18 protein-coding genes are annotated in these 19,402 nt (G+C 72.1%); 12 read left to right on the forward strand and 6 right to left on the reverse strand.

Going from position 1 to position 19,402, the window contains the following annotated elements; all coding sequences use genetic code 11:
- The first annotated feature begins 53 nt into the window (after positions 1-53).
- The gene (locus BLV39_RS20595; protein WP_090794990.1) at positions 54-1,496 is read left to right on the forward strand and encodes an MFS transporter; all 1,443 of its coding nucleotides are present in this window, start codon (positions 54-56) and stop codon (positions 1,494-1,496) included.
- Positions 1,497-1,505: 9 nt separating this feature from the next.
- Here BLV39_RS20595 and BLV39_RS20600 read toward each other — a convergent pair whose 3' ends face one another.
- The gene (locus tag BLV39_RS20600) at positions 1,506-2,261 is read right to left on the reverse strand and encodes an MIP/aquaporin family protein (protein WP_204082842.1); all 756 of its coding nucleotides are present in this window, start codon (positions 2,259-2,261) and stop codon (positions 1,506-1,508) included.
- Between the two features lie 139 nt (positions 2,262-2,400).
- On the opposite strand from BLV39_RS20600, the gene BLV39_RS20605 reads away from it, so the two are divergent.
- Together BLV39_RS20605 and BLV39_RS20610 are read left to right on the forward strand one after the other, a co-directional pair.
- Positions 2,401-3,192 carry a YndJ family transporter gene (locus tag BLV39_RS20605; protein ID WP_090794997.1) on the forward strand — a complete coding sequence of 264 codons (792 nt, stop codon included), beginning with the start codon at positions 2,401-2,403 and terminating at the stop codon, positions 3,190-3,192.
- Entirely contained in the window at positions 3,189-3,677 is a 489-nt protein-coding gene (locus BLV39_RS20610; protein WP_090795000.1) for a DUF1990 domain-containing protein, read from the forward strand. The genes BLV39_RS20605 and BLV39_RS20610 overlap by 4 nt, the downstream gene beginning before the upstream one ends.
- On the opposite strand, the gene BLV39_RS20615 is transcribed toward BLV39_RS20610, so the two are convergent.
- The gene (locus BLV39_RS20615; protein ID WP_090797606.1) at positions 3,674-4,561 is read right to left on the reverse strand and encodes a DNA-3-methyladenine glycosylase family protein; all 888 of its coding nucleotides are present in this window, start codon (positions 4,559-4,561) and stop codon (positions 3,674-3,676) included. The two genes, BLV39_RS20610 and BLV39_RS20615, sit on opposite strands and share 4 nt — an antisense overlap.
- A gap of 25 nt (positions 4,562-4,586) precedes the next feature.
- The gene (locus BLV39_RS20620) at positions 4,587-5,459 is read right to left on the reverse strand and encodes a spermidine synthase (protein ID WP_090795004.1); all 873 of its coding nucleotides are present in this window, start codon (positions 5,457-5,459) and stop codon (positions 4,587-4,589) included.
- A gap of 61 nt (positions 5,460-5,520) precedes the next feature.
- On the opposite strand from BLV39_RS20620, the gene BLV39_RS20625 reads away from it, so the two are divergent.
- Entirely contained in the window at positions 5,521-6,024 is a 504-nt protein-coding gene (locus BLV39_RS20625) for a SigE family RNA polymerase sigma factor (RefSeq protein WP_090795007.1), read from the forward strand.
- Entirely contained in the window at positions 6,021-7,331 is a 1,311-nt protein-coding gene (locus BLV39_RS20630) for a TolB family protein (RefSeq protein ID WP_090795010.1), read from the forward strand. Before BLV39_RS20625 ends, BLV39_RS20630 begins: the two co-directional genes overlap by 4 nt.
- Here the strand turns inward: BLV39_RS20630 and BLV39_RS20635 are convergent.
- Complete coding sequence (locus tag BLV39_RS20635) at positions 7,316-8,074, reverse strand: pyrimidine reductase family protein (protein ID WP_090795013.1); 759 nt, start codon at positions 8,072-8,074, stop codon at positions 7,316-7,318. The two genes, BLV39_RS20630 and BLV39_RS20635, sit on opposite strands and share 16 nt — an antisense overlap.
- A gap of 92 nt (positions 8,075-8,166) precedes the next feature.
- On the opposite strand from BLV39_RS20635, the gene BLV39_RS20640 reads away from it, so the two are divergent.
- From BLV39_RS20640 to BLV39_RS20665, 6 genes are all read left to right on the forward strand, one after another.
- Complete coding sequence (locus tag BLV39_RS20640) at positions 8,167-8,712, forward strand: plasmid pRiA4b ORF-3 family protein (protein ID WP_090795016.1); 546 nt, start codon at positions 8,167-8,169, stop codon at positions 8,710-8,712.
- Positions 8,713-8,807: 95 nt separating this feature from the next.
- The gene (locus BLV39_RS20645) at positions 8,808-10,562 is read left to right on the forward strand and encodes an ATP-binding protein (protein WP_373315382.1); all 1,755 of its coding nucleotides are present in this window, start codon (positions 8,808-8,810) and stop codon (positions 10,560-10,562) included.
- A 13-nt stretch (positions 10,563-10,575) separates the two neighbouring features.
- On the forward strand, positions 10,576-11,721 hold the full coding sequence (locus BLV39_RS20650; RefSeq protein WP_090795021.1) for an exonuclease SbcCD subunit D: 1,146 nt from the start codon (positions 10,576-10,578) through the stop codon (positions 11,719-11,721).
- Complete coding sequence (locus tag BLV39_RS20655; RefSeq protein WP_090795025.1) at positions 11,718-14,195, forward strand: AAA family ATPase; 2,478 nt, start codon at positions 11,718-11,720, stop codon at positions 14,193-14,195. The genes BLV39_RS20650 and BLV39_RS20655 overlap by 4 nt, the downstream gene beginning before the upstream one ends.
- Positions 14,192-15,157, forward strand: a complete 966-nt coding sequence (locus BLV39_RS20660) for a hypothetical protein (RefSeq protein WP_090795030.1) — start codon at positions 14,192-14,194, stop codon at positions 15,155-15,157. Before BLV39_RS20655 ends, BLV39_RS20660 begins: the two co-directional genes overlap by 4 nt.
- Before the next feature lie 29 nt (positions 15,158-15,186).
- Positions 15,187-15,741, forward strand: coding sequence for a Uma2 family endonuclease (locus BLV39_RS20665; protein WP_090795034.1), 555 nt, complete (start codon positions 15,187-15,189; stop codon positions 15,739-15,741).
- Here the strand turns inward: BLV39_RS20665 and BLV39_RS20670 are convergent.
- Positions 15,707-17,215, reverse strand: a complete 1,509-nt coding sequence (locus tag BLV39_RS20670) for a flavin-containing monooxygenase (RefSeq protein WP_090795038.1) — start codon at positions 17,213-17,215, stop codon at positions 15,707-15,709. The genes BLV39_RS20665 and BLV39_RS20670 overlap by 35 nt on opposite strands.
- Positions 17,216-17,311: 96 nt before the next feature.
- Here BLV39_RS20670 and BLV39_RS20675 point away from each other — a divergent pair, with 96 nt between their 5' ends.
- Positions 17,312-18,508, forward strand: coding sequence for a PucR family transcriptional regulator (locus BLV39_RS20675; RefSeq protein ID WP_090795041.1), 1,197 nt, complete (start codon positions 17,312-17,314; stop codon positions 18,506-18,508).
- Here BLV39_RS20675 and BLV39_RS20680 read toward each other — a convergent pair.
- Positions 18,505-19,329, reverse strand: coding sequence for a DUF6745 domain-containing protein (locus BLV39_RS20680; protein WP_090795045.1), 825 nt, complete (start codon positions 19,327-19,329; stop codon positions 18,505-18,507). The two genes, BLV39_RS20675 and BLV39_RS20680, sit on opposite strands and share 4 nt — an antisense overlap.
- Between the last annotated feature and the right edge of the window lie 73 nt (positions 19,330-19,402).

Below are 19,402 nucleotides of genomic sequence, written 5' to 3' on the forward strand. Positions count from 1 at the left end.
GCCAACGGTTTCGCTGCTATCGTTGGCGCCGCCAACGAATTCGAGGATGTGCCATGTCTACGACCGCCGCCCCTCCGATCGTCTCGGCGACCACGCCCGACAGCCGGCGATGGTGGGTGCTGGCCGCCGTCACGACCGCTCAGTTGATGATCGGCCTCGACCTCACGATCATGAACATCGCGCTGCCATCCGTGCAGAGATCGCTGGATCTCTCGGACCCGAGCCGCCAATGGGTGATCACGATCTTCGCTCTCGGTTATGGAGGCCTGCTACTCCTGGGGGGCCGGTTGTCCGACCTCATGGGCCGCCGCCGCAGCTTGATCATCGGGCTGACCGGGTTCGCCGTCGCCTCCGCCATCGGCGGCGCGGCGGCCGGCCCGACGATGCTGCTCACCGCGAGGGGCCTGCAGGGAGTCTTTGGTGCGTTGCTGACGCCGTCCATCCTCGCGGCCCTGGCGGACGCATTTCCCCTTCCTGCCGAGCGCGGCAAGGCGTTCGGGATCTACGCCGCGGCCATCGGCAGTTCCTCCGGCCTGGGCGTCGTGCTCGGTGGCGTGCTGACCAGCTTTCTCGACTGGCGCTGGTGCATGTACGTGAACCTGCCGATCGCCGTCGCCGCCACGGCGGGCGTGCTCTATGCGGTACGTCCGACGCCTCGTACGAGCGGGATACGCGTCGACATCACCGGGGCGCTGCTCGCCACCGCCGGCCTGATGGCCCTCGTCTACGGCTTCGCCCACGCCGAGTCCAACGGCTGGGGCAGTCGATCCACCGTCGGGGCGCTGACTGCCGGCGCGCTGGGGTTGGCCGCGTTCGCGCTGGTGCAAAGCCGCGTCAAGGGCCCGCTGTTGCCACCGCGAGTGGTACTCGACCGGCGCCGCGCCGGGTCCTACCTCGCGGTGCTCTGCCTGGCGGTGGGCATGTTCGCCGCCCTGTTCTTTCTCACCTTCTACCTGCAGAACGTGCTCGGCTACTCGCCGATTCGTGCGGGCCTGGCCTTCCTGCCCGTCACTGCCGGGCTGCTGGCCGGCATCCGCGTGGTCAGCCCGCTGCTGATGCGCGCACCGGTGCGGGCACTGCTCTGTCCGGGACTGCTGGCGATGGCGGCCGGCCTTCTGCTGCTCGGTTTCGTCCGGGTCGAAACCGGCTACTGGCTCCACGTGTTCCCCGTGCTGCTGTTGGTCGGCCTTGGCACGGGCTGGATGCTGGTCTCCGCCAACAGCACCGCGACCTTCGGCGCCGGGGCCGACACCTCGGTGGCCGGCGCCACCGTCATGACTTCGCAGCAGATCGGCGCATCGCTCGGCACCGCCCTGCTGAGCACGATCGCCGGGACGGCGGCCGCGAGCTATCTCCGCACGCATCCAGCCGCGGCCGACGCGGCGACCGTTCACGGCCTGAACGTGGCAAGCCTCGGAGCAGCCGGGTTCCTCTGCGCGGCCGCCGCGTTGGTCTTCCTCCTCGTCGGCCCGCAGAACGCCCGGGCGGATCGCTAGATCCCCCGTTCACTCGCGCATTTTGTACGTCAGGGGCGGACGCATGTGGAACTGCCGGACGAGCACGTAATGGAGTGCTGCGCCGAGAACCGCACCCACCATCGGCGCGACCAGGTAGATCCACAGATCGTCGACCTGCCCGGCGAGCGACGCCGGGCCCAACTGCCGCGCGGGATTGAGCGAGCCACCGGTGCGCGGGCCGAGCAGGGCGATCACCAAGGCAACGTAGAGGCCGATGAGGAAGGGCAGCAGGCGAGCGAGGCGGGCATAACCGAGGAAGAACCCGACGACGAGAATCAGGACGGTCATGCCCCCGGCCTCGGCGAGAAAGACCGAGGCGGGTCCCCAAGTCAGCGCGTGCTTGATCGTTGCGTAGTCGACCAACGGGACCGAGACCGCTCGTCCCCACACCACCCGCGCGAGAGCCGTGCCCGCCACGGAGCCCGCGAGTTGGGCGAGCACGTACGGCAGGACGCTGCGACGGGGAAAGACGCCGACCAGCCATACCGTGACCGTCACGGCGGGATTCATGTGGCCCCCGCTGCGTCTGCCGGGCGGGGTGAAGATCAGCCCGCACAGGATGGCTCCGCTGAGGACGCCGATGACGGCGAGCGCGACGGTCAGGTCGGCGATGTAGAGCGGGGAGTCGGGGCCGCGCAACCATCGGACAACCGTCACCGCGAGAAAGAGCAGGACGGTGGTGAGCACGAACTCGTCGGCGGCGCGCGCCAAGGGCAGCCGCGGAGTCGCATCTGTTGCACCCACCGGAATCTCCGAGTCAGTGCGCGGGAGCTCGACGACAGTGTTCTCGTCCGACTTCCGCGGTCGGGCATGGCCTTGATCCTATGGGCGGTGCCCGTCCGCGCGCCTCGACAGACTCACTTGAACGTGTTCAAATGAGTCCGTGATCGTGCTCCTCAACCTCGTCGACGCGTTGGCCATGGTGGTGCTCGTGCCGATCGCGCTGGGACTGGTCGGCGCGCCGGTGGCGATTCGGCGGGTCTGGCCGTGGGTCGGGCTGCTGGCGGCGGTCGCGCTCTGGCTGCCGAGGGGAGCCGGTGCCGCCCTGCTCGCCGTCCCGTACCTGCTGCTGGCCGTGGCGCTCGCTCTGGTCGCGGTGCGGCGGCTGCGCAGGTTCGCGGCGGCCGACGTCGCGGTGGCCACCGGGCTGGCCGCGCCGCTGGTCGCCGCCGCCGCGCTGGTGGCCGAGCGCGCCGGCCACCGGCTCCTCGGCTTCCCGCTCGAGACACTCGCGCTCACCGTGCCGCACCTGCACTACGCCGGGCTCGTCGCGGCCGTCATCGCCGCGCTGGTCTGTCGGGCGACCGGGGATGGCCCGCTCGGTCGCGCCGCCGCCTGGTGTGTGCCCGTCGGCACCGGCACCGTGCTGGTCGGCTACTTCCTCGGTGACCCGGTCGAACTGGCGGGCGCGGTGCTGCTCACCGCGGGGATGTGGTTGGTCGGCGGGCTCACCGTGGCCCGCCTACCGGCCACGCGTGGGGCCCGCACGCTGTTCGTGATCTCCTCGGGCATGCTGGTCGTCACCATGTTGCTCGCGCTCGATTGGGCGGCCGGGCACGTGTTCCCGGTGCCGCACCTGTCGATCCCGTGGATGGTGGCGACGCACGGACTGCTCAACGCGGTCGGCTTCGCGTTGTGCGCACTGCTGGCCTGGCGACGGATGGAGACCACGTGACGCCCCTGACCTACGCGGAGGTCGGCGCTACCGAGACCGGCGCGCTGCCGCCCGGCTACCGGCACCTGCGCTACCGCACGGCGATCGGGCACGACGTGTTCGCGACCGCCGCGGAGGCGGTGCTGACCTGGCGGATGCACCGGGCGGCGGGCATCAAGGTGAACACGGCCGCGGAGCGGGCGGCGCCGGGCGTCGACGTGACCATGCACATCGGACCGCTGCCGGCGCCGTGCCGGGTCGTGTGGGTGGTCGACGAGCCGGGGCGCGCCGGTTGGGGCTACGGCACGCTGGAAGGGCATCCGGCGCGTGGCGAGGAGGCGTTCGTCGTCAGCCAGGGTGCCGACGGCGTGACCTGGTTCGAGGTGACGGCGTTCAGCGTGCCGGCCGGATGGCTGATGAAAGCGGCCGGCCCAGGAGCACGGTTGTTCCAGCGGGCGTACGCGGTCTGGTGCGGCCGGGCCCTGCGCCGCCTGATGAAGCCCTAGAAACGGGCGAAAGACCTGATCGGCATCCGCGGGCCGAACTTCGGCGCCATGATGCCGCTGGCCTCCAGCAGCATGCAGACCCGGCCGCGGTGGCCGCGGAACGGCTCCAGGAGCTCCAGCATGCGGGCGTCGTCGCCGCGGGGCTCGCCGGCCAGGCTCCAGGCCACCGTGTTCGGGATGTGGAAGTCGCCGACGCTGACCGCGTCCGCGTCGCCATACGCGATGCGCACCACCTCGGCGGCCGTCCAGACGCCGATGCCGCGGATCGACCGCATCCGGGTCGTCGCCTCGGCCGCCGTCTCGCAGCGCTCGATCCGGTCGGCCTCGGCCGCGGCCCGGCGCAGCGTGTCGGCGCGCTTCTGCTCGACGCCGAACGGGTGGAACACCCAGTAGGGCTGGGCGGCGATCACTTCGGGCAGCGGCGGCAACGTCAGCCCCTCGAACGGGCCGGGTGCCGGGGTCCCGAAAGCACGTACCGTGCCGGCATAGCCCTTGTAGGCCTCTTTGCCGGTCACCTTCTGCTCGAAGATGGCCCGCATCAGGCGGGGGAAGACGACCCCGGTCGCCGGGATGCGCCGGCCCCGGTGCACCCGGGCCAGTTCACGGACCACCGGGTGGGCCGCCGCGAGCTCCGCGAAACCGGTGAGGTCGTCGCGCAGTCCGGCCACCGCGTCCGCTTGCGAGACCACCCAATCCTGGCCCGGTCCGTACCCGGTGGCGGTCAGTTCCTCGCCCGCCCGGCGTAGCGAAAGCGTGGCGGGGCCATCCGGGGTGTGGGTCGCCCACCAGAAGGTGTCGCCGTCGAACCGGGCGCACGGGTCCCAGCGGCTCATCGGGATCGCACCGACCGAGCCACCGAGGTGGTAGCCCTCCGGAACCCGCATCACCCGCTGCACGGAACCCACTCTCTCACTCGACGACCTCAGGACGAGGGCCGAACATCCCGACCGGGGGCGGCGCGGACGGTGTGGCGGCCGCGTCCGTGACCACCGTCTCACCTCCGGCGAAGCGCGTCAGGTCGTCGCCCGTGACCAGCCGGCCCGGGAACCAGTCGCCGGCCACCCGTCGCGCGAGGGCGGCGGTCGGGAGCGGGCTGTTGGCCGCGGTCAGCACCAGGTTGCCGAACCGCCGGCCGCGCAGCACCGACGAGTCGGCCACCAGGGCGACCTGCGGGAAGACGGCGGACACCGTGGCCACCTGGGCGCGCGCCAGGCCCAGCGGCGGCCCGTCGGTCATGTTGACCAGGTAGCGCCCGTCCGGGTGCAGCACCCGGGCCGCCTCGTGAACGAACTCGACCGAGCGGACGCTGGCCGGGGTGCGGGCGCCCGCGAACACGTCGACGATCACCACGTCGAACTCGTCGTCGCGGGCCTTGGTCAGCTCCGTGCGGGCGTCGCCGACGCGGAGCTTCAGCTTGGGGTCGGCGGGCCAGGGCAGGTGCTCCCGGACGAAGTCGACCAGTTTGGCGTCGGCCTCGACCACCCGTTGCCGGCTGCCCGGCCGGCTGGCGGTCAGGTAGCGGGCCAGGGTCAGCCCGCCGCCACCGAGGTGCAGCACCCGCAGCGGCATCGACGGCGGCGCGGTCAGGTCGAGCGAGGCGGCGATCCGGCGGACGTACTCGAACTCCAGGTACGTGGGATCGTCCAGGTCGACGTGCGACTGCGGTGCGCCGTCGACCAGCAACGTGTACGCGTGCGGCCGGTCATGGTCGGGCAACAGCTCGGCGACCCCCGCCCCGATCTGGGCGACCACCCGCCGCCCCTGCCCCCGCTGCCGACCCACCCCGCAAACTTAGCCTCCCGAGCACCCCTCCGAACCGGCCCCGGGAAGCGTGTAACCAGATATGGCGGCTGAGGACTCGTTCCGCGACTACGTCGCGGCGCGGCTGGTGAGTCTGTCCCGCGCCGCCTACCTGCTGACGGGGGACCGGCATCTCGCGGAAGATCTGGTGCAGCAGGCGTTGATCCAGGTCGCCAGCCGGTGGGAGCGGATCTCCGCCGGCGGCGACCCGGACCCGTACGTCCGGCGGGTTCTCTACCACCAGCACGTCTCCTGGTGGCGGCGGCGCCGGCTGGTCGATCGGCCGCACGCCGACCTGCCCGAGAAGGCCGTCGCTGACCGGGCCGCCGACAAGGACGTCGAGATCACGGTGCGGCAGGCATTGCGCCGGCTGACCCCGAAGCAGCGGGCGGTGCTGGTGCTGCGCTACTTCGAGGACCTCACCGAGGTGCAGACGGCCGAGGTGCTGGGGTGCTCGGTCGGCACCGTGAAGAGCAACACCCGGGACGCGCTGGCTCGGCTGCGGTCGACCGCCCCGGAGCTCGCCGACCTGCGGGAGGCGCGATGAAAGAGCTCAAGGAGCTCGCCGACGAGATGACGCCCGCCCGGCTGCCGGACGACCTGTGGGGCGCGGGTCGGCGGCTGCGCCGCCGGCGCCGGGTCGGCTATGCCCTGGCGGCGGTGCTCGTGCTGGTGCTCGCGGTGACGTTGCCGGAGTGGGCCGCGCACCGGAGGGCCGCGATCGTGCCGGCGGACCGGCCCGGCGCGGTGCCGTCGCGGGTCGAGACGCCCCACCTCTGGCAGGCCAAGGTCGGTCAGTGGCCGGCAGGACCGGGCGGCCCGGCGTCCCTGGTGTTCTTCACCGGCCAGACCCGCTACCTCGAGGGCACCGGGGTGGTGGTCGGGACGAACGGCAGCTACCGGCTGATCTACCAGAAGGTCGGCGAGGGCGACGGCATGCTCACCCCGGACGGCCGGCACTACGTCGGTCCGGGGCTCCGGCTGCTCGACCTGACCACCGGCGACGAGAGACAGCTCTCCGGTGAGCCGATCTGGGGTGAGCCCCTCGCGTTCTCGCCCGACGGCACGGAGCTGCTGATCGGGGTCAACAACGACGACGGCGTCATCACGTACGGCGACGACACGGTCCCCGACAACGACCCCGAGAAGCCCGACGACCTGGTGGCCGTCGACCTCCGCACCGGCGAGCGGCGGTTCGTGGCGGTCGGCCGGATGAACAGCTACACGACGGCGGCCTGGTCGCCGGACGGCACCCGGATCGCGGTCGAGGGACCGGTGGGTCGTGCTGACGTCGGGCGCCGGCTGTCGGTCATGGACGCCCGCACCGGTGCCCCGCTCTGGACCGTGGACAACTTCGCGCCGGACCGCAGGCTGGCCGGGCGGGCCGCCTGGACGCCGGACGGAGGCCTGCTGGCGGTGCTCGGGTTCGAAGGCTGCGTAAACGCGTGCGACCAGGCGGGGGAGAGCGCTCGGCGGTGGCGCCTGGACCTGGTCGACGCGGGCACGGGCAACGTCGTCGCGCAGCCGGTGCCGATCGAGGGTCTCCCGGGCGAGGTCGTCGGCTGGCGCGACGGACGCGACGCGGTGCTCACCTACACCCCCGTCCGGGCCGAGCCGGACCACCGGACGCTCGTGGCGCTCCGGCCGAGCGGGGAGGTCGACACCCTGGTGGACACCCCGCCGGGCGTCTACAACCTGGAGGTCCCGGACGACCTGCTCCGGTCCGGCTCCTTCGGGGGAACGCCGCCGACGCCGTCACCGTGGGCCGCGCCGGCCTGGGCGTACCTCCTCGTGGCTTCGCCGTTCCTGCTGGTGCTCTGGATCTTCCGGCGGCGCCGTCAGCGCCGGGTGTAGCGCAGCAGCAGGAGGTCGTCGGCGAGCAGCGAATGCCGCAGCCGCAGCGGCAGCGGGCCGCCCTCCCGGTGCGGGCCGGCGGTGATCCGCCCTCCCCTGGGGCCGGCCAGCAGCGGCGAGACGGTCAGGCACAGCTCGTCGACCAGGTCCGCGGCGGTCAGGGTGCCGAGCAGGTGGGGGCCACCCTCGCAGAGGATCTGGTTGAGCCCGCGCTCGCGCAGCACGGCCAGGCCGGCGGTGATGTCGATCTCGCGCTCGCCGACGCGTATCACGTCGGCGACCTGGTCCAGGCCTTCTGGCGCGGTGGCCGCGGCGGTGGTCAGCACGATCGGCCGGACCGGCGCCTCGGTGAACACCGGGGACGTGGGGTCGAGGGAGAGGCTGCCGGTGACCACCACCAGGGTCGGCACGGCGGGCAGGCCCTGGGCCACCCGCCAGGCCCGGCGGGGCTCGTCGAGCTTGATCGCCCGGTAGCCCTCGTGGCGCATGGTGCCGGCGCCGACCAGCAGGCCGTCGCAGACCTTGCGGAGGATGCCGAAGACCCGCTTGTCGGCCGGCCCGGACAGGCCCGCGGAGTAGCCGTCGACCTCCACCGCGCCATCGACGCTGGTCACGAAATTGACACGAACGCACGGCTCTTCCGCGCGGCCGTAGCACCCGGTTAGCGCCTCGTCGTCCAGCTCCGCACCCGGGGTCTGAGCTGCGTCGATGCTCCACAACGCCCGGATCGGCGGCCCGCTCATGCGGCCACCGCGGCACGGATTACAGGGGCGTTGACGGGGGTACGGTGCTGACAGTCGCAGCTCATCCGGCAACCCTATTCGAGGGACCTTCCATGACCCGGCAGATCTTCCAGCTCAAGGTGACGCTGGCCGACGTGCTGCCTGAGGTGTGGCGTCGGGTGGAGGTGCCGGGCGCGTACACGCTCGACCGGGTGCACCGGGTGATCCAGCTCGCGATGGGCTGGCAGAACTACCACCTGCATTCGTTCGAGATCGCCGGCGCGCAGTACGGCGATCCCGACCCCGACGGCGAGCTGGCCGTGAGTGACGAGCTCGAGGTGCGCCTCGACGCCGTCGCGCGCAAGGGCAGCCGGCTGCTCTACGTCTACGACTTCGGCGACTGGTGGGAGCACGAGTTGCTGGTGGAGGACGTCTTCGCCGCCGAGCCGGACGAGCGCTACCCCCGCTGCGTCGCGGGCGAGCGGGCCTGCCCGCCGGAGGACGTCGGCGGGGTGTTCGGTTACGCGGAGCTGTTGGTGGCCCTGCACGAGGCGGACCATCCCCAGCACGCCGAGCTGCGGAGCTGGGTCGGGCCCGGTTTCACGCCCGACGCGTTCGACCCGGCACGGGCGACGACGCTGCTGCGTCGCCTGACATAAGCCTCCCAAAAGGGTGAAACAGTCTTTCGTCCCATCTGGCACCGCCCCGCGCGTCGACTGTGAGCTGGTCGTACGGATGTTGCAAGATGCCAGTCGTGGGAGTGGAAGCTTTGGGTGAACAGACCGCGGTCGGCCGGGTGCTCGGCACCTCCGACGCCACTCCGTTGCAGTTCTGGACGGCTGTCGCGCCGGGCAGCTACCTGCAACTCGACGACGTCGTGGTGACCACCCGTGAGCTGCCCGACCGGCCACCGGTGCGGATCGCCGGCGTGGTGACGCAGGTCCGGGCTCGGCACGAGGGTGCGGTCTTCGACAGCGACGTCTTCTCGATCGCCGACGGCACGCTGCCCGCCCAGGTGCAGGAGGCCGCCGAGATCACCGTCACCCGGGTCGACCCGGAGCTCTACGTGCCGCCGGCGCCGGGCGCGATGGTCCACCGGGCCACCGGCGACCTGCGCGCTGCCGCGTTGCACTTCGACCGGATGGAACGGCAGATCCCGATGGGCACGGGGCGCGACGGCAACCCGGTCTACCTCAACGCCGACTTCCTCGACGGCACCCGGGGCGCGCACGTGTCGATCTCCGGCATCTCCGGCGTCGCCACCAAGACCAGCTTCGCGACGTTCCTGCTCTACGCGGTCTTCAACTCGGGCGCGCTGGGCGGCGACGCGGTCAACGCCAAGGCGCTGATCTTCAACGTCAAGGGCGAGGACCTGCTCTTTCTCGACCACCCCAACGTCAAGCTCGACGAGAAGACCGTCGCGGCGTACGCGGGCCTCGGGCTGCCGGCCAAGCCGTTCGGCGACGTCCGGGTCTACGCGCCGCCGAGGATGGGTGACGCGTCCGGCACCCCCGACGTCAACAGCCGGCTGACCGGCGTCGACAGCTTCTACTGGACGCTCGAGGAGTTCTGCGGCGGCTCGCTGCTGCCCTACGTCTTCGCCGACGCCGACGACGAGCGCCAGCAATACACGATGGTCGTGCACGCCGTCACCGCCCACCTGGCCCGGCACGCGGTGCCCGCCGACGGCGGGGTCGCGATCGACGGCACCCGACTCAGCTCCTACGCCGACCTCGTCGACTTCGTGGTCGCGCAGCTCTCCGACGACGAGACCCGGTTCACCTGGACGGGCAGCGCGGTCGGGCTCGGCACCGTCAACGCGTTCGCCCGTCGGCTGATCGCGAGCAAGCGCGACCTCGGCCGGCTGATCCGCGGCGACCTGGCCACCCGCCGGCCGCACCAGATCAACACCGACGAGAGCGCCCAGGTCACCGTCGTCGACCTGCACAACCTGCCGGACCGCGCCCAGCGGTTCGTGGTCGGCGTGACGCTCAAGAAGGAGTTCGAGCGCAAGGAGAAGAAGGGCACGGCCAAGCCGCTGCTCTTCGTGGTGCTCGACGAACTGAACAAGTACGCGCCCCGGGAGGGCTCCTCGCCGATCAAGGAGGTGCTGCTCGACATCGCCGAGCGGGGCCGCTCGCTCGGCGTGATCCTGATCGGCGCGCAGCAGACCGCCAGCGAGGTCGAGCGCCGCATCGTCACCAACTCGGCGGTGCGCGTGGTCGGCCGGCTCGACCCGGCCGAGGCGTCGCGTCCGGAATACGGCTTCCTCCCGCCCGCTCAGCGGCAGCGGGTGCTGCTGGCCAAGCCCGGCACCATGTTCGTCAACCAGCCCGACATCCCGGTGCCGCTGTGCCTGGACTTCCCGTTCCCGTCGTGGGCCACCCGGCACTCCGAGGCGGGCGCGGCACCGAGCGGTTCGCTGCGCTCGGTCACCCAGTCCGCCGATCCGTTCGCGGTGATCGGCTCGCGGTCGGGCACGCTGTCCGACGACGACATCCCGTTCTAGAGAAAGGCTCGCCGTGCGCATCCTGCACACCTCGGACTGGCACGTCGGCAAGGTCCTCAAGGGACAGTCGCGGGTCGAGGAGCACGTGGCCGTGCTCGCCCAGGTGGTCGAGATCGCCCGTGCCGAGCAGCCCGACCTGGTGATCGTGGCCGGCGACCTCTACGACACCGCGGCACCGTCGCCCGAGTCCACCCGGCTGGTCACCCGCGCCCTGTCGGCGTTGCGCCGCACGGGCGCCGACGTCGTCGCGATCGGCGGCAACCACGACAACGGCGCCGCGCTCGACGCCCTGCGGCCCTGGGCCGACGCGGCCGGCATCACGCTGCGCGGCAGCGTCCGCGACCAGCCGGCCGAGCACGTGATCGAGGGCACCACGTCGGCCGGTGAGCGGTGGCGCCTGGTCGCCCTGCCGTTCCTGTCGCAGCGCTACGCGGTCCGCGCGGTGGAGATGTACGACCTGACCGCGGCCGAGGCGACCCAGACCTACGCGGACCACCTGGCCCGGCTGCTCGGCAAGCTGACCGAGGGCTTCAGCGAGGCGGGCGTGGTCAACCTGGTCACCGCGCACGTCACCGTGGTCGGCGCCAGCCAGGGCGGCGGCGAGCGTGAGTCGCAGACGGTCCTGGGCTATGCCGTGCCGGCCACCGTGTTCCCGAACAACACGCACTATGTGGCGCTCGGCCACCTGCACCGCGCCCAGACGGTGCTCGGGCCCTGCCAGATCCGCTACAGCGGCAGCCCGCTCGCGATCGACTTCGGCGAGGGCGAGAACGTGCCTGCGGTCTCGGTGGTCGACGTCACCGCGCAGACCGCGGCCAAGGTACGCGAGGTGCCGGTCACCTCGGCGTCCGCGCTGCGCACCGTGCGGGGCTCCCTCGAACAGTTGGCTTCCTTGAAGACGGGCGATGCCTGGCTGCGGGTGTACGTGCGCGAACTGCCCCGGGCCGGCCTGCGCGAAGAGGTCCAGGAGATGCTGCCCCGTGCCCTGGAGGTGCGGATCGACCCGGACATGATCGCGTCCACCCCGGGCCCACGGGCGGAAGAACGGGCCGGGCGCTCGCCCCGCGACCTGTTCGCCGATTACCTGGCCAGCCGCGGCGTCTCCGACGAAGGCGTGCAGGAACTGTTCGACGAGTTGTACGAGGAGACTTCCGCATGAGGCCGTTGAGGCTCGACATGGCGGGGTTCACGGTCTTCAGGGACGAGACCACCGTCGACTTCATGGATGCCGACTTCTTCGCGCTCGTCGGGCCGACGGGCTCCGGGAAGTCGACCGTGCTCGACGCGATCTGCTTCGCCCTGTACGGCCAGGTGCCGCGGTGGGGGAGCAGCCGGGGCATCGCCAACGCGCTGTCGCCCTCGGCGACCGAGGCCCGGGTGCGGCTGGTGTTCGAGTCGGCCGGCGCGCGCTACGTGGCCACCCGGGTGGTCCGCCGGGACAGCCGGGGCAACGTGAAGACCGGCGGCGCCGGCCTCCAACAGATGCCCGACAACTTCGACGTGTCCAAACTCGACACCGGGATGACGCCGGAGGACCTCGGCGACGTGCTGGCCGGCACCCCCGCCGAGATGGACGAGGCGGTGCTGCACGCCGTCGGGCTGCCGTACGAGCAGTTCACGAGCTGCGTCATCCTGCCGCAGGGGCAGTTCGCCGACTTCCTGCACGCCAAGCCCGCCACCCGCCAGCAGATCCTGGTCAACCTGCTCGGCCTGCACGTCTACGAAGACGTCCAGAAGCGGGCCTCCGCCCGCGCTCAGCAGGCCGACGCCGACCTGCGCGCGGTCGACCAACTGCTGGCCGGGCTCGACGACACCTCCGACGAGGCACTGGCCGACGCGGCCGAGCGGGTCGAGGCCATGCTCGCGCTGGCGACCAGGGTCACCGACGACATGCCGGGGCTCGACGAGGCGCGGCAGACGGCCCTCTCGGCGGCGGCCGGGCTGTCGGCCATCGACGACGAGATCGCGCTGCTCGACCGGGTCCGTCCGCCCCGCGGCGTGGCCGCCCTGGCCGAGGCGGCGACGGCCGCCCGCGAGACGGCCGAGGCAGCCGCCGACGGGGTGACCGCGGCCGAGGAGCACGAGGAGAAGCTGCGCGGCGAGCTCACCGCGGCCGGCGACGCCTCCGCGCTGCGGCTGTTGCTGCGCGCGCACGAGGAGCACGACGCGGTCGTCGCCGAGTCGACCTCCCTCCAGGATGGACTCGGCGCGGCCACCAAGGAGCACCGCACCGCGGCGGCGGCCCTGGAGACGGCACGCGCGGCGGCGCTGCGCACGGCGACCGAGTTGGACGCGGCCCGGCGGGCGTACCAGGACGCACAGGCGGCCGACCGGGCCGGGGCGCTGCGCGTACACCTGCATGCCGGTGCGCCCTGCCCGGTCTGCGAGCAGCCGGTGACGGCGGTGCCGGCGGTCCCGGCGACCTCGGCGGTGCCCGCGGCGGAGCAGGCCGGGCACGCGGCCAAGGCGGCCGACGAGAAGGCGCAGGCCCAGGTGACCGAGCGGGAACAGGCTGCCCGGGCGTTGGAGCGCACCCTCGACCGGGCCCGCGCCCAGCACGAGCAGCTCGCGTCCCGGCTGGCCACCCTTGACACCCAGCTCGCCACGTCGCCCGGCGTCACCGCCCTGCGCCGGGAGCTGACCACCCTGGCGGGGCTGCAGAAGTCGTTGGACGCGGCGGTCGCGGCCCTGAAGTCGGCCCGTGAGCAGGCCCGCACCGCGGTGGCCGGGCGCGCGGCGGCGGAGCAGCGGTTGACCCGGGCGTGGCAGGAGTTCGACGCCGCCCGCGACGCGGTGGCCCGGTTCGCGCCACCGGCGGCGGCCCGCGAAGACCTGGCCGCTTCCTGGTCGGCCCTGGCCGGCTGGTCGGTGTCCGAAGTGGAGACCCGCCGGACCGCACGCGCCGCGCTGGCGGCGAGCGCGGCCGACGCCGACGCGGCGGTCGCGGTGGTGCGCGCGCGGCTCGACGCCGCATTCGTGGACGCCGGGCTGCCGGCACCCGACGACCATGTCCGGGCGGCGACGGTGGCCGTCGAACGGGCCACCGCCGCACACGAGCGGGTCGAGGAGCGCCGGGCACAGGTGCGCGGGCTGCTCGACAAGCGGGTGGCGCACGAGCGCGACGGCCACGTGGCCAAGGCGCTCGCCGGCCACCTGCGGGCCAACAACTTCGAGCGCTGGCTGCTGGAGGAGGCGCTCGACCTGCTGGTCGAGGGCGCTTCGCGGATCCTGCGCGAGCTGTCCAGCGGACAATATGACCTCGTACACGAGAAGGGCGAGTTCTCGGTCGTCGACCACCACGACGCCGGGCTGCGCCGGGGCGTCCGGACCCTGTCGGGCGGTGAGACGTTCCAGGCGTCGCTGGCCCTCGCGCTGGCGCTGGCCGAGCAGCTCGCCGGCATGTCGACGTCGGCGGCCAGCCTGGAGTCGATCCTGCTCGACGAGGGTTTCGGGACGTTGGACGCCGCGACGCTGGACACCGTGGCCGCGACGCTGGAAGGCCTGGCCGCCCGCGGCGACCGGATGGTCGGCGTGGTCACCCACGTGCCGGCGCTGGCCGAACGCGTGCCGGTGCGGTTCGACGTCAGCAAGGACGCCCGGTCCGTCGCCCACATCACCCGGAGCGGGATATGACGGAATACTTCATCGACAACTGGGACCCGGCCTACGGAGCCTCCTTCGAAGCGGCGCCGGTCTCACAGAGCACGGCCCAGATCAACACCGACGTGGAGCTACCGGCGGCCGCCTGGCGCCCGCTCACCGCCCCACCGACGGTGCGGGCGCCCGACGTGGTCCTGCTGGTCGACGGCGTGCGCCGGATCGACGCGACACTGTGGACGCGCGAGGAGGACGGCACGTCGCATCCGGGCCTGGCGGCGTCCTACGCGGCCGGGGTGGTCCGCTGTGACCTGCGCGCGGGCGCGGCGACGTTGGCCGGCACGCTGGTCGAACGCGGCCTGTTCACCACGTCCCCGACGGCGACGGACATCGAGGCCGGCTCGGTCCGCTACGGCGTGCGCCAGATGGCCGGCGCGCCGGACCCGGCCCGGCTGGTGCCGGCCGTGCAGGGCCCGCTGACCGCGCTGGAGGTGGCGATCTCCACCTCGGTCCGTGGCGAGTCCGAGGACCTGCTGGTCCTGGACGGCCCACTGCGCAACCGCCGCCAGCTCAGCCGCACGATCGGCTACGTCAAGACGCAGCAGAGCCAGTACCTGGACGCGACCCTGACCAAGGTGGTCACCGCCCTGCGCCCCGGCGAACGCTCGCCGGTCTTCCTGATGGGCACCGCGTGGGGCGGCTACTCCTGGTACCTGCGTCTCCCCGGCCCGGCCGGCGCACCGTGGGCGGGCATCGTCCGCGTCGAGTGCACGACCGAGATCCCGGCGCAGGAGGCGATCGAGCTGGCCGACCTGTCGCTGGTCACGCTGCCGCGGTTCGCCTCGAACCCGTACAAGGACCCGCGGGCCCCCCAGAACCTGATCCCGATCGCGGGCCTCGAACGCCGCCTACGCGCCCTACTCGGCGACTCCCGCCTCCTGCACCGCGCCCTGACCCTCGCGGCCGCCCGCAGCACCGCGGTACCCGCAGCTTTGTAATCATGCGAAACTGGACGCGGAGGTGAGTGATGACGTTGGCAACGCTCGACTGGGCTTCCCTAGGGCCGTGGAGTGAGGACGACTTCTTCCAGCTAGGCGAAACCCCCAACCGCATCGAACTCATCGACGGGAGCCTTCTGGTGAGCCCCGCGCCCTCCAAGCGCCACCAGCACCTGAGCCTCCAGCTCGCAGTGGCTTTCAACGCCGCAGCCCGGGCGGGCGGTCTGGTGGTGTACGAAGCGGTTAACGTCCGCCTCAAGACCAACCGGATCGTGATTCCGGATCTTGTCGTGGCTGACACTGATCATGAGGGATCCGTGGTCGAAGCTGGTGAGGTCAAGCTGGTTTGCGAGATCGTCTCCCCGAGCAACGCGGTAACGGACCGAGTGACCAAGATGAACCTGTATGCCGATGCCGGCATACAGGGCTACCTGCTTGTGGAGCGGGACGATTCGGGTCTTCTGCTACGGATGTTCCGGCTTGAGGGCGAACACTATGTGCTCTCGGCTGAGGCGCGCAGCGGCCAGGTGCTACGGCTGGAGGATCCGGTCAGCCTCGACCTAGAAGTCGATCGGCTCGCGTAGCTGAGGTCAGCGAGCTTCTCGACCCCGCCTTTCCGAAGTGGAGCTCTGGGTCGACCACGTGGTCGGCTCGGAGGATTTTTACGTCTGTGTGGTAGTTCATCGAGGTCAGCCACGGTAGGCGGTCGCCCTGGCGGGGGAGTTGGTCGATCACGCGGCGGATGTAGCCGGCTCCGAAGTCCAGGAACGGGCGGGTGGGCATGTCCGGGTCGGCGGGCTCCGGTCGGCAGAGCTCGTAGCCGTGCTTGTCCATGTGGGCCAGCAGCAGGCAGAAGTGCTCGCAGAGCAGCCCTACCTTGAGCGTCCAGGACGAGTTCGTGTAGCCCACGATGAACGCGAAGTTCGGCACCCCCGAGAGCATCATGCCCTTGTACGCGATCGTGTCCGCCACGTTGACCGGTGCGCCGTCGACGGTCAGCGGCACGCCTCCCAGGGCCTGGACGTGCAGGCCCGTGGCGGTGACGATGATGTCGGCCGGCAGCTCTTCGCCGCTGCCCAGCCGGATGCCGTCCTCGGTGAACGTCTCGATCCGGTCCGTGACGACCGAGGCCGTGCCCGCCCGGATCGCCTTGAACAGGTCACCGTCCGGGACCAGGCACAACCGCTGGTCCCACGGGTTGTACGGCGGCCGGAAGTGCTCGTCGACCGGGTATCCCTCCGGCAGGTGGCGGGCGTTGAGCCAGCGGATCACCCGGCGCGCCCGCTCGGGGTGCCGTTGGCAGAACCGCCAGATCGAGCGCTGCATCGCGATGTTCTTCCGCCGGGTCAGGGCGTGTCCACGGGCCGGACCCAGGTACTTCTTGAGCGCGTTGCCGATGGCGTCCCTGGTGGGCATCGACAGGATGTAGGTCGGGGTGCGTTGCAGCATCGTCACGTGTGCGGCGGTGTCGGCCATCGCCGGCACGATGGTGACCGCGGTCGCGCCGCTGCCGACCACGACGACCCGCTTGCCCGCGTGGTCCAGGTCTTCCGGCCAGTGCTGCGGGTGGACGATCGTGCCCCGGAACCGCGAGCGGCCCGGGAACTCCGGCGTGAAGCCCTGTTCGTAGCGGTAGTAGCCGCCCGCGCAGAACACCCAGTTGGCGGTCAGTGTCACGGGATCGCCGGCGCGGTCCACGGACACCGTCCACAATGCTGTCTGCGAGTCGAACGCCGCCGCGCGTACCCGGTGGTGGTAGCGGATGTGTGGCTCCAGGCCGTTCTCCGTCACGGTTTCCCGCAGGTAGGCGAGGATCCGGGGCGCGGAGGCGATGGCCTCCTTGTCGCGCCAGGGCTTGAACGCGTACCCGAAGGTGTGCAGGTCGGAGTCCGACCGGGTGCCGGGATAGCGGAACAGGTCCCAGGTGCCGCCGGACGCGCCGCGGGCCTCGAGGATCGCGAACGTCTTGCCCGGAAGCTCCGTCTTGAGATAGCGCCCGGCCCCGATGCCGGAGATCCCGGCACCGATGATCAGCACATCGAAATGCTCCACCGCCATCTGTTCATGGTCGACCCAGGTCTGCCGTTGTCGCGCGGACGATCTGCACCGTTGTGAAGCCTGGCGAGGTGCGAACTGCACCACTACCGTGACGGCATGTCGTGGGACCCGCCGTCGCCCCGGGTGCGGGAGTTGATCCGTCAGGGCGCCGAGATCGCCCTCAATCCGCGCCCGGAGTGGCTTGCCGAGATCGACGCCGCGACGCTGGCCGGTGAGGCGCGCCGGGCGATCGCCGCCGACCCCGTGCTCGCCGCCGCCACCCGCCGGACCAACCGGTCCAACCTGCTGTTCTGGGCCGCCGCCAACGTACGCGCACCCGGGCAGCCCGTGCCCGCCAACGACGACGCGGCGCCGCTGGCGATCGCCCGCGACCTCGTCCGCCGCGGGTTGGACGAGTCGGCGCTGGACTCCTACCGGGTCGGCGAGGCGGTCGCGGCCCGGCTGTGGACGCAGATCGCCTGCTCGCTGACGAGCGACACCGACGAACTGCGGGAGGTGCTCGACGTCTCGCTGCGGTCGATCGCCGCGTTCGTCGACGCCACAGTCGCCGCCATCTCGTTGCGGATGCGCGCCGAACGCGCGGCGCTGACCCAGGGCAGCCACGCCGAACGCCGCGAGACGGTCATCCTGCTGCTCGACGGCGCACCGATCACGGGTGCCGAGACCAGGCTCGGGTACGCACTGGACCGCACCCACACCGCCGCGGTGGTCTGGAGCGACGACCCCGACGCCGACCTGCGCCAGCTCGACCGGGCCGCCGACGCGCTGGCCGGGGCGGCGCGGCCGCTGAGCGTCGTCGCCAGCGCCGCGACCCGCTGGGTGTGGGTGCACGGCCGACCCGACCCGGGCGACCTGCGCGCGGCGCTGGACCGGCTGCCCGCGGTGCGGGTCGCGCTCGGCTCACCGGCGGCCGGTGTCGACGGTTTCCGCCGCAGCCACCACGACGCGCTGACCACGCAGCGCCTGCTGGCCCGGCTGACCCCGGCGCACCGGCTGGCGGCGTTCGACGAGGTGGAGCTGGTCGCCCTGGTGACACAGGATTCCGAGAGCGCCGACCGGTTCGTCACCCGCACGTTGGGCGCGCTGGAGACGGCGCCGGTGGAGCTCCGGGCCGCCGTGCGGGCCTTCATCGCCGAGCAGTGCAACGCCTCCCGGGCGGCGGCCCGGCTGTTCACCCACCGCAACACCTTGCTGCGGCGGCTGGCCCGCGCCGACCGGTTGCTGCCCCGCCCCCTCGCGGGCCGCGCCGTGGAAGTCGGCGCGGCCCTCGAGATCCTGCACTGGCGGGGTTAGAAAGGTTGCCAGCCGTCGCGGTAGGCGACGGAGGTCAGCGCGACCTCCTCGTGCCGGCCGTGTGGCACCGGCTCGACCCGCACCCGGGCCGGCCGGTCGACCAGCACGCACACCTGCTCACCCGGCCACCACCAACCGGTCGACCGGGCCAGGTCGGCCCACACTCCGAAGTGGTCGATGGTGCCGGGAGACCAGTCGGCCAGGTCGAGCCGGCGCAGTGTGTCGTAGTAGCCGATCCAGCAGGCGTCCTGCTGGCCGTACCAGCAGACCGGCGCGTCCGGACCCAGGGCCGCCCGCACCGGCTGCCGGAATCCCTTGCCCAGACTGCGATGCAGCGCACCACGGATGGACTGGTGGAGCACCACGGGCAGCGGTACGCCACGGGCCAGCGCGTCCAGGGGCGCCAGCTCCGGCCAGGGTTCCTTTGCCTTACCGGGTTTTCGGGCCGGTGACAGCTCAGGGTCGGCATACGCGACACCGGCGCTGAGTGCGGCCCGCAACCGGGACGCCACCGTGGCCAGGTCGCTGGCCAGCGACGGTCGTCCCCGCGGATCGCGGATCCACCGGTAGAGGTCGTCCAGTGTGGGCCAGCCGTCGACCGGGGCGAGGGCCTTGGCGGGGGAGTCGACCCACTCGAACCGGGGACGCGGTCGGGACATCCGGGCGTAGATGGCGGTCACGGACCGCTGCGCGGTTTCCCGGTCGGCGGGCACGGTCGACAGGCCGTGTTCGAGCCATTCCCGGCGGATCAGAGAGGCTTCCCGCCAGACGTCGGCGGCGGGAGCGTGGGCGGCGTCTTTGCGCCGCACCGGCGCGGTCATCGCGCGAGGGCGTACGCGCCCTTTCCGTTGGAGATCATTTGCCTATGGTCCCCTACCTCGCGACCGGCACGCA

The organism is Asanoa ishikariensis (genome assembly GCF_900107455.1).
Taxonomy (GTDB): domain Bacteria; phylum Actinomycetota; class Actinomycetes; order Mycobacteriales; family Micromonosporaceae; genus Asanoa; species Asanoa ishikariensis.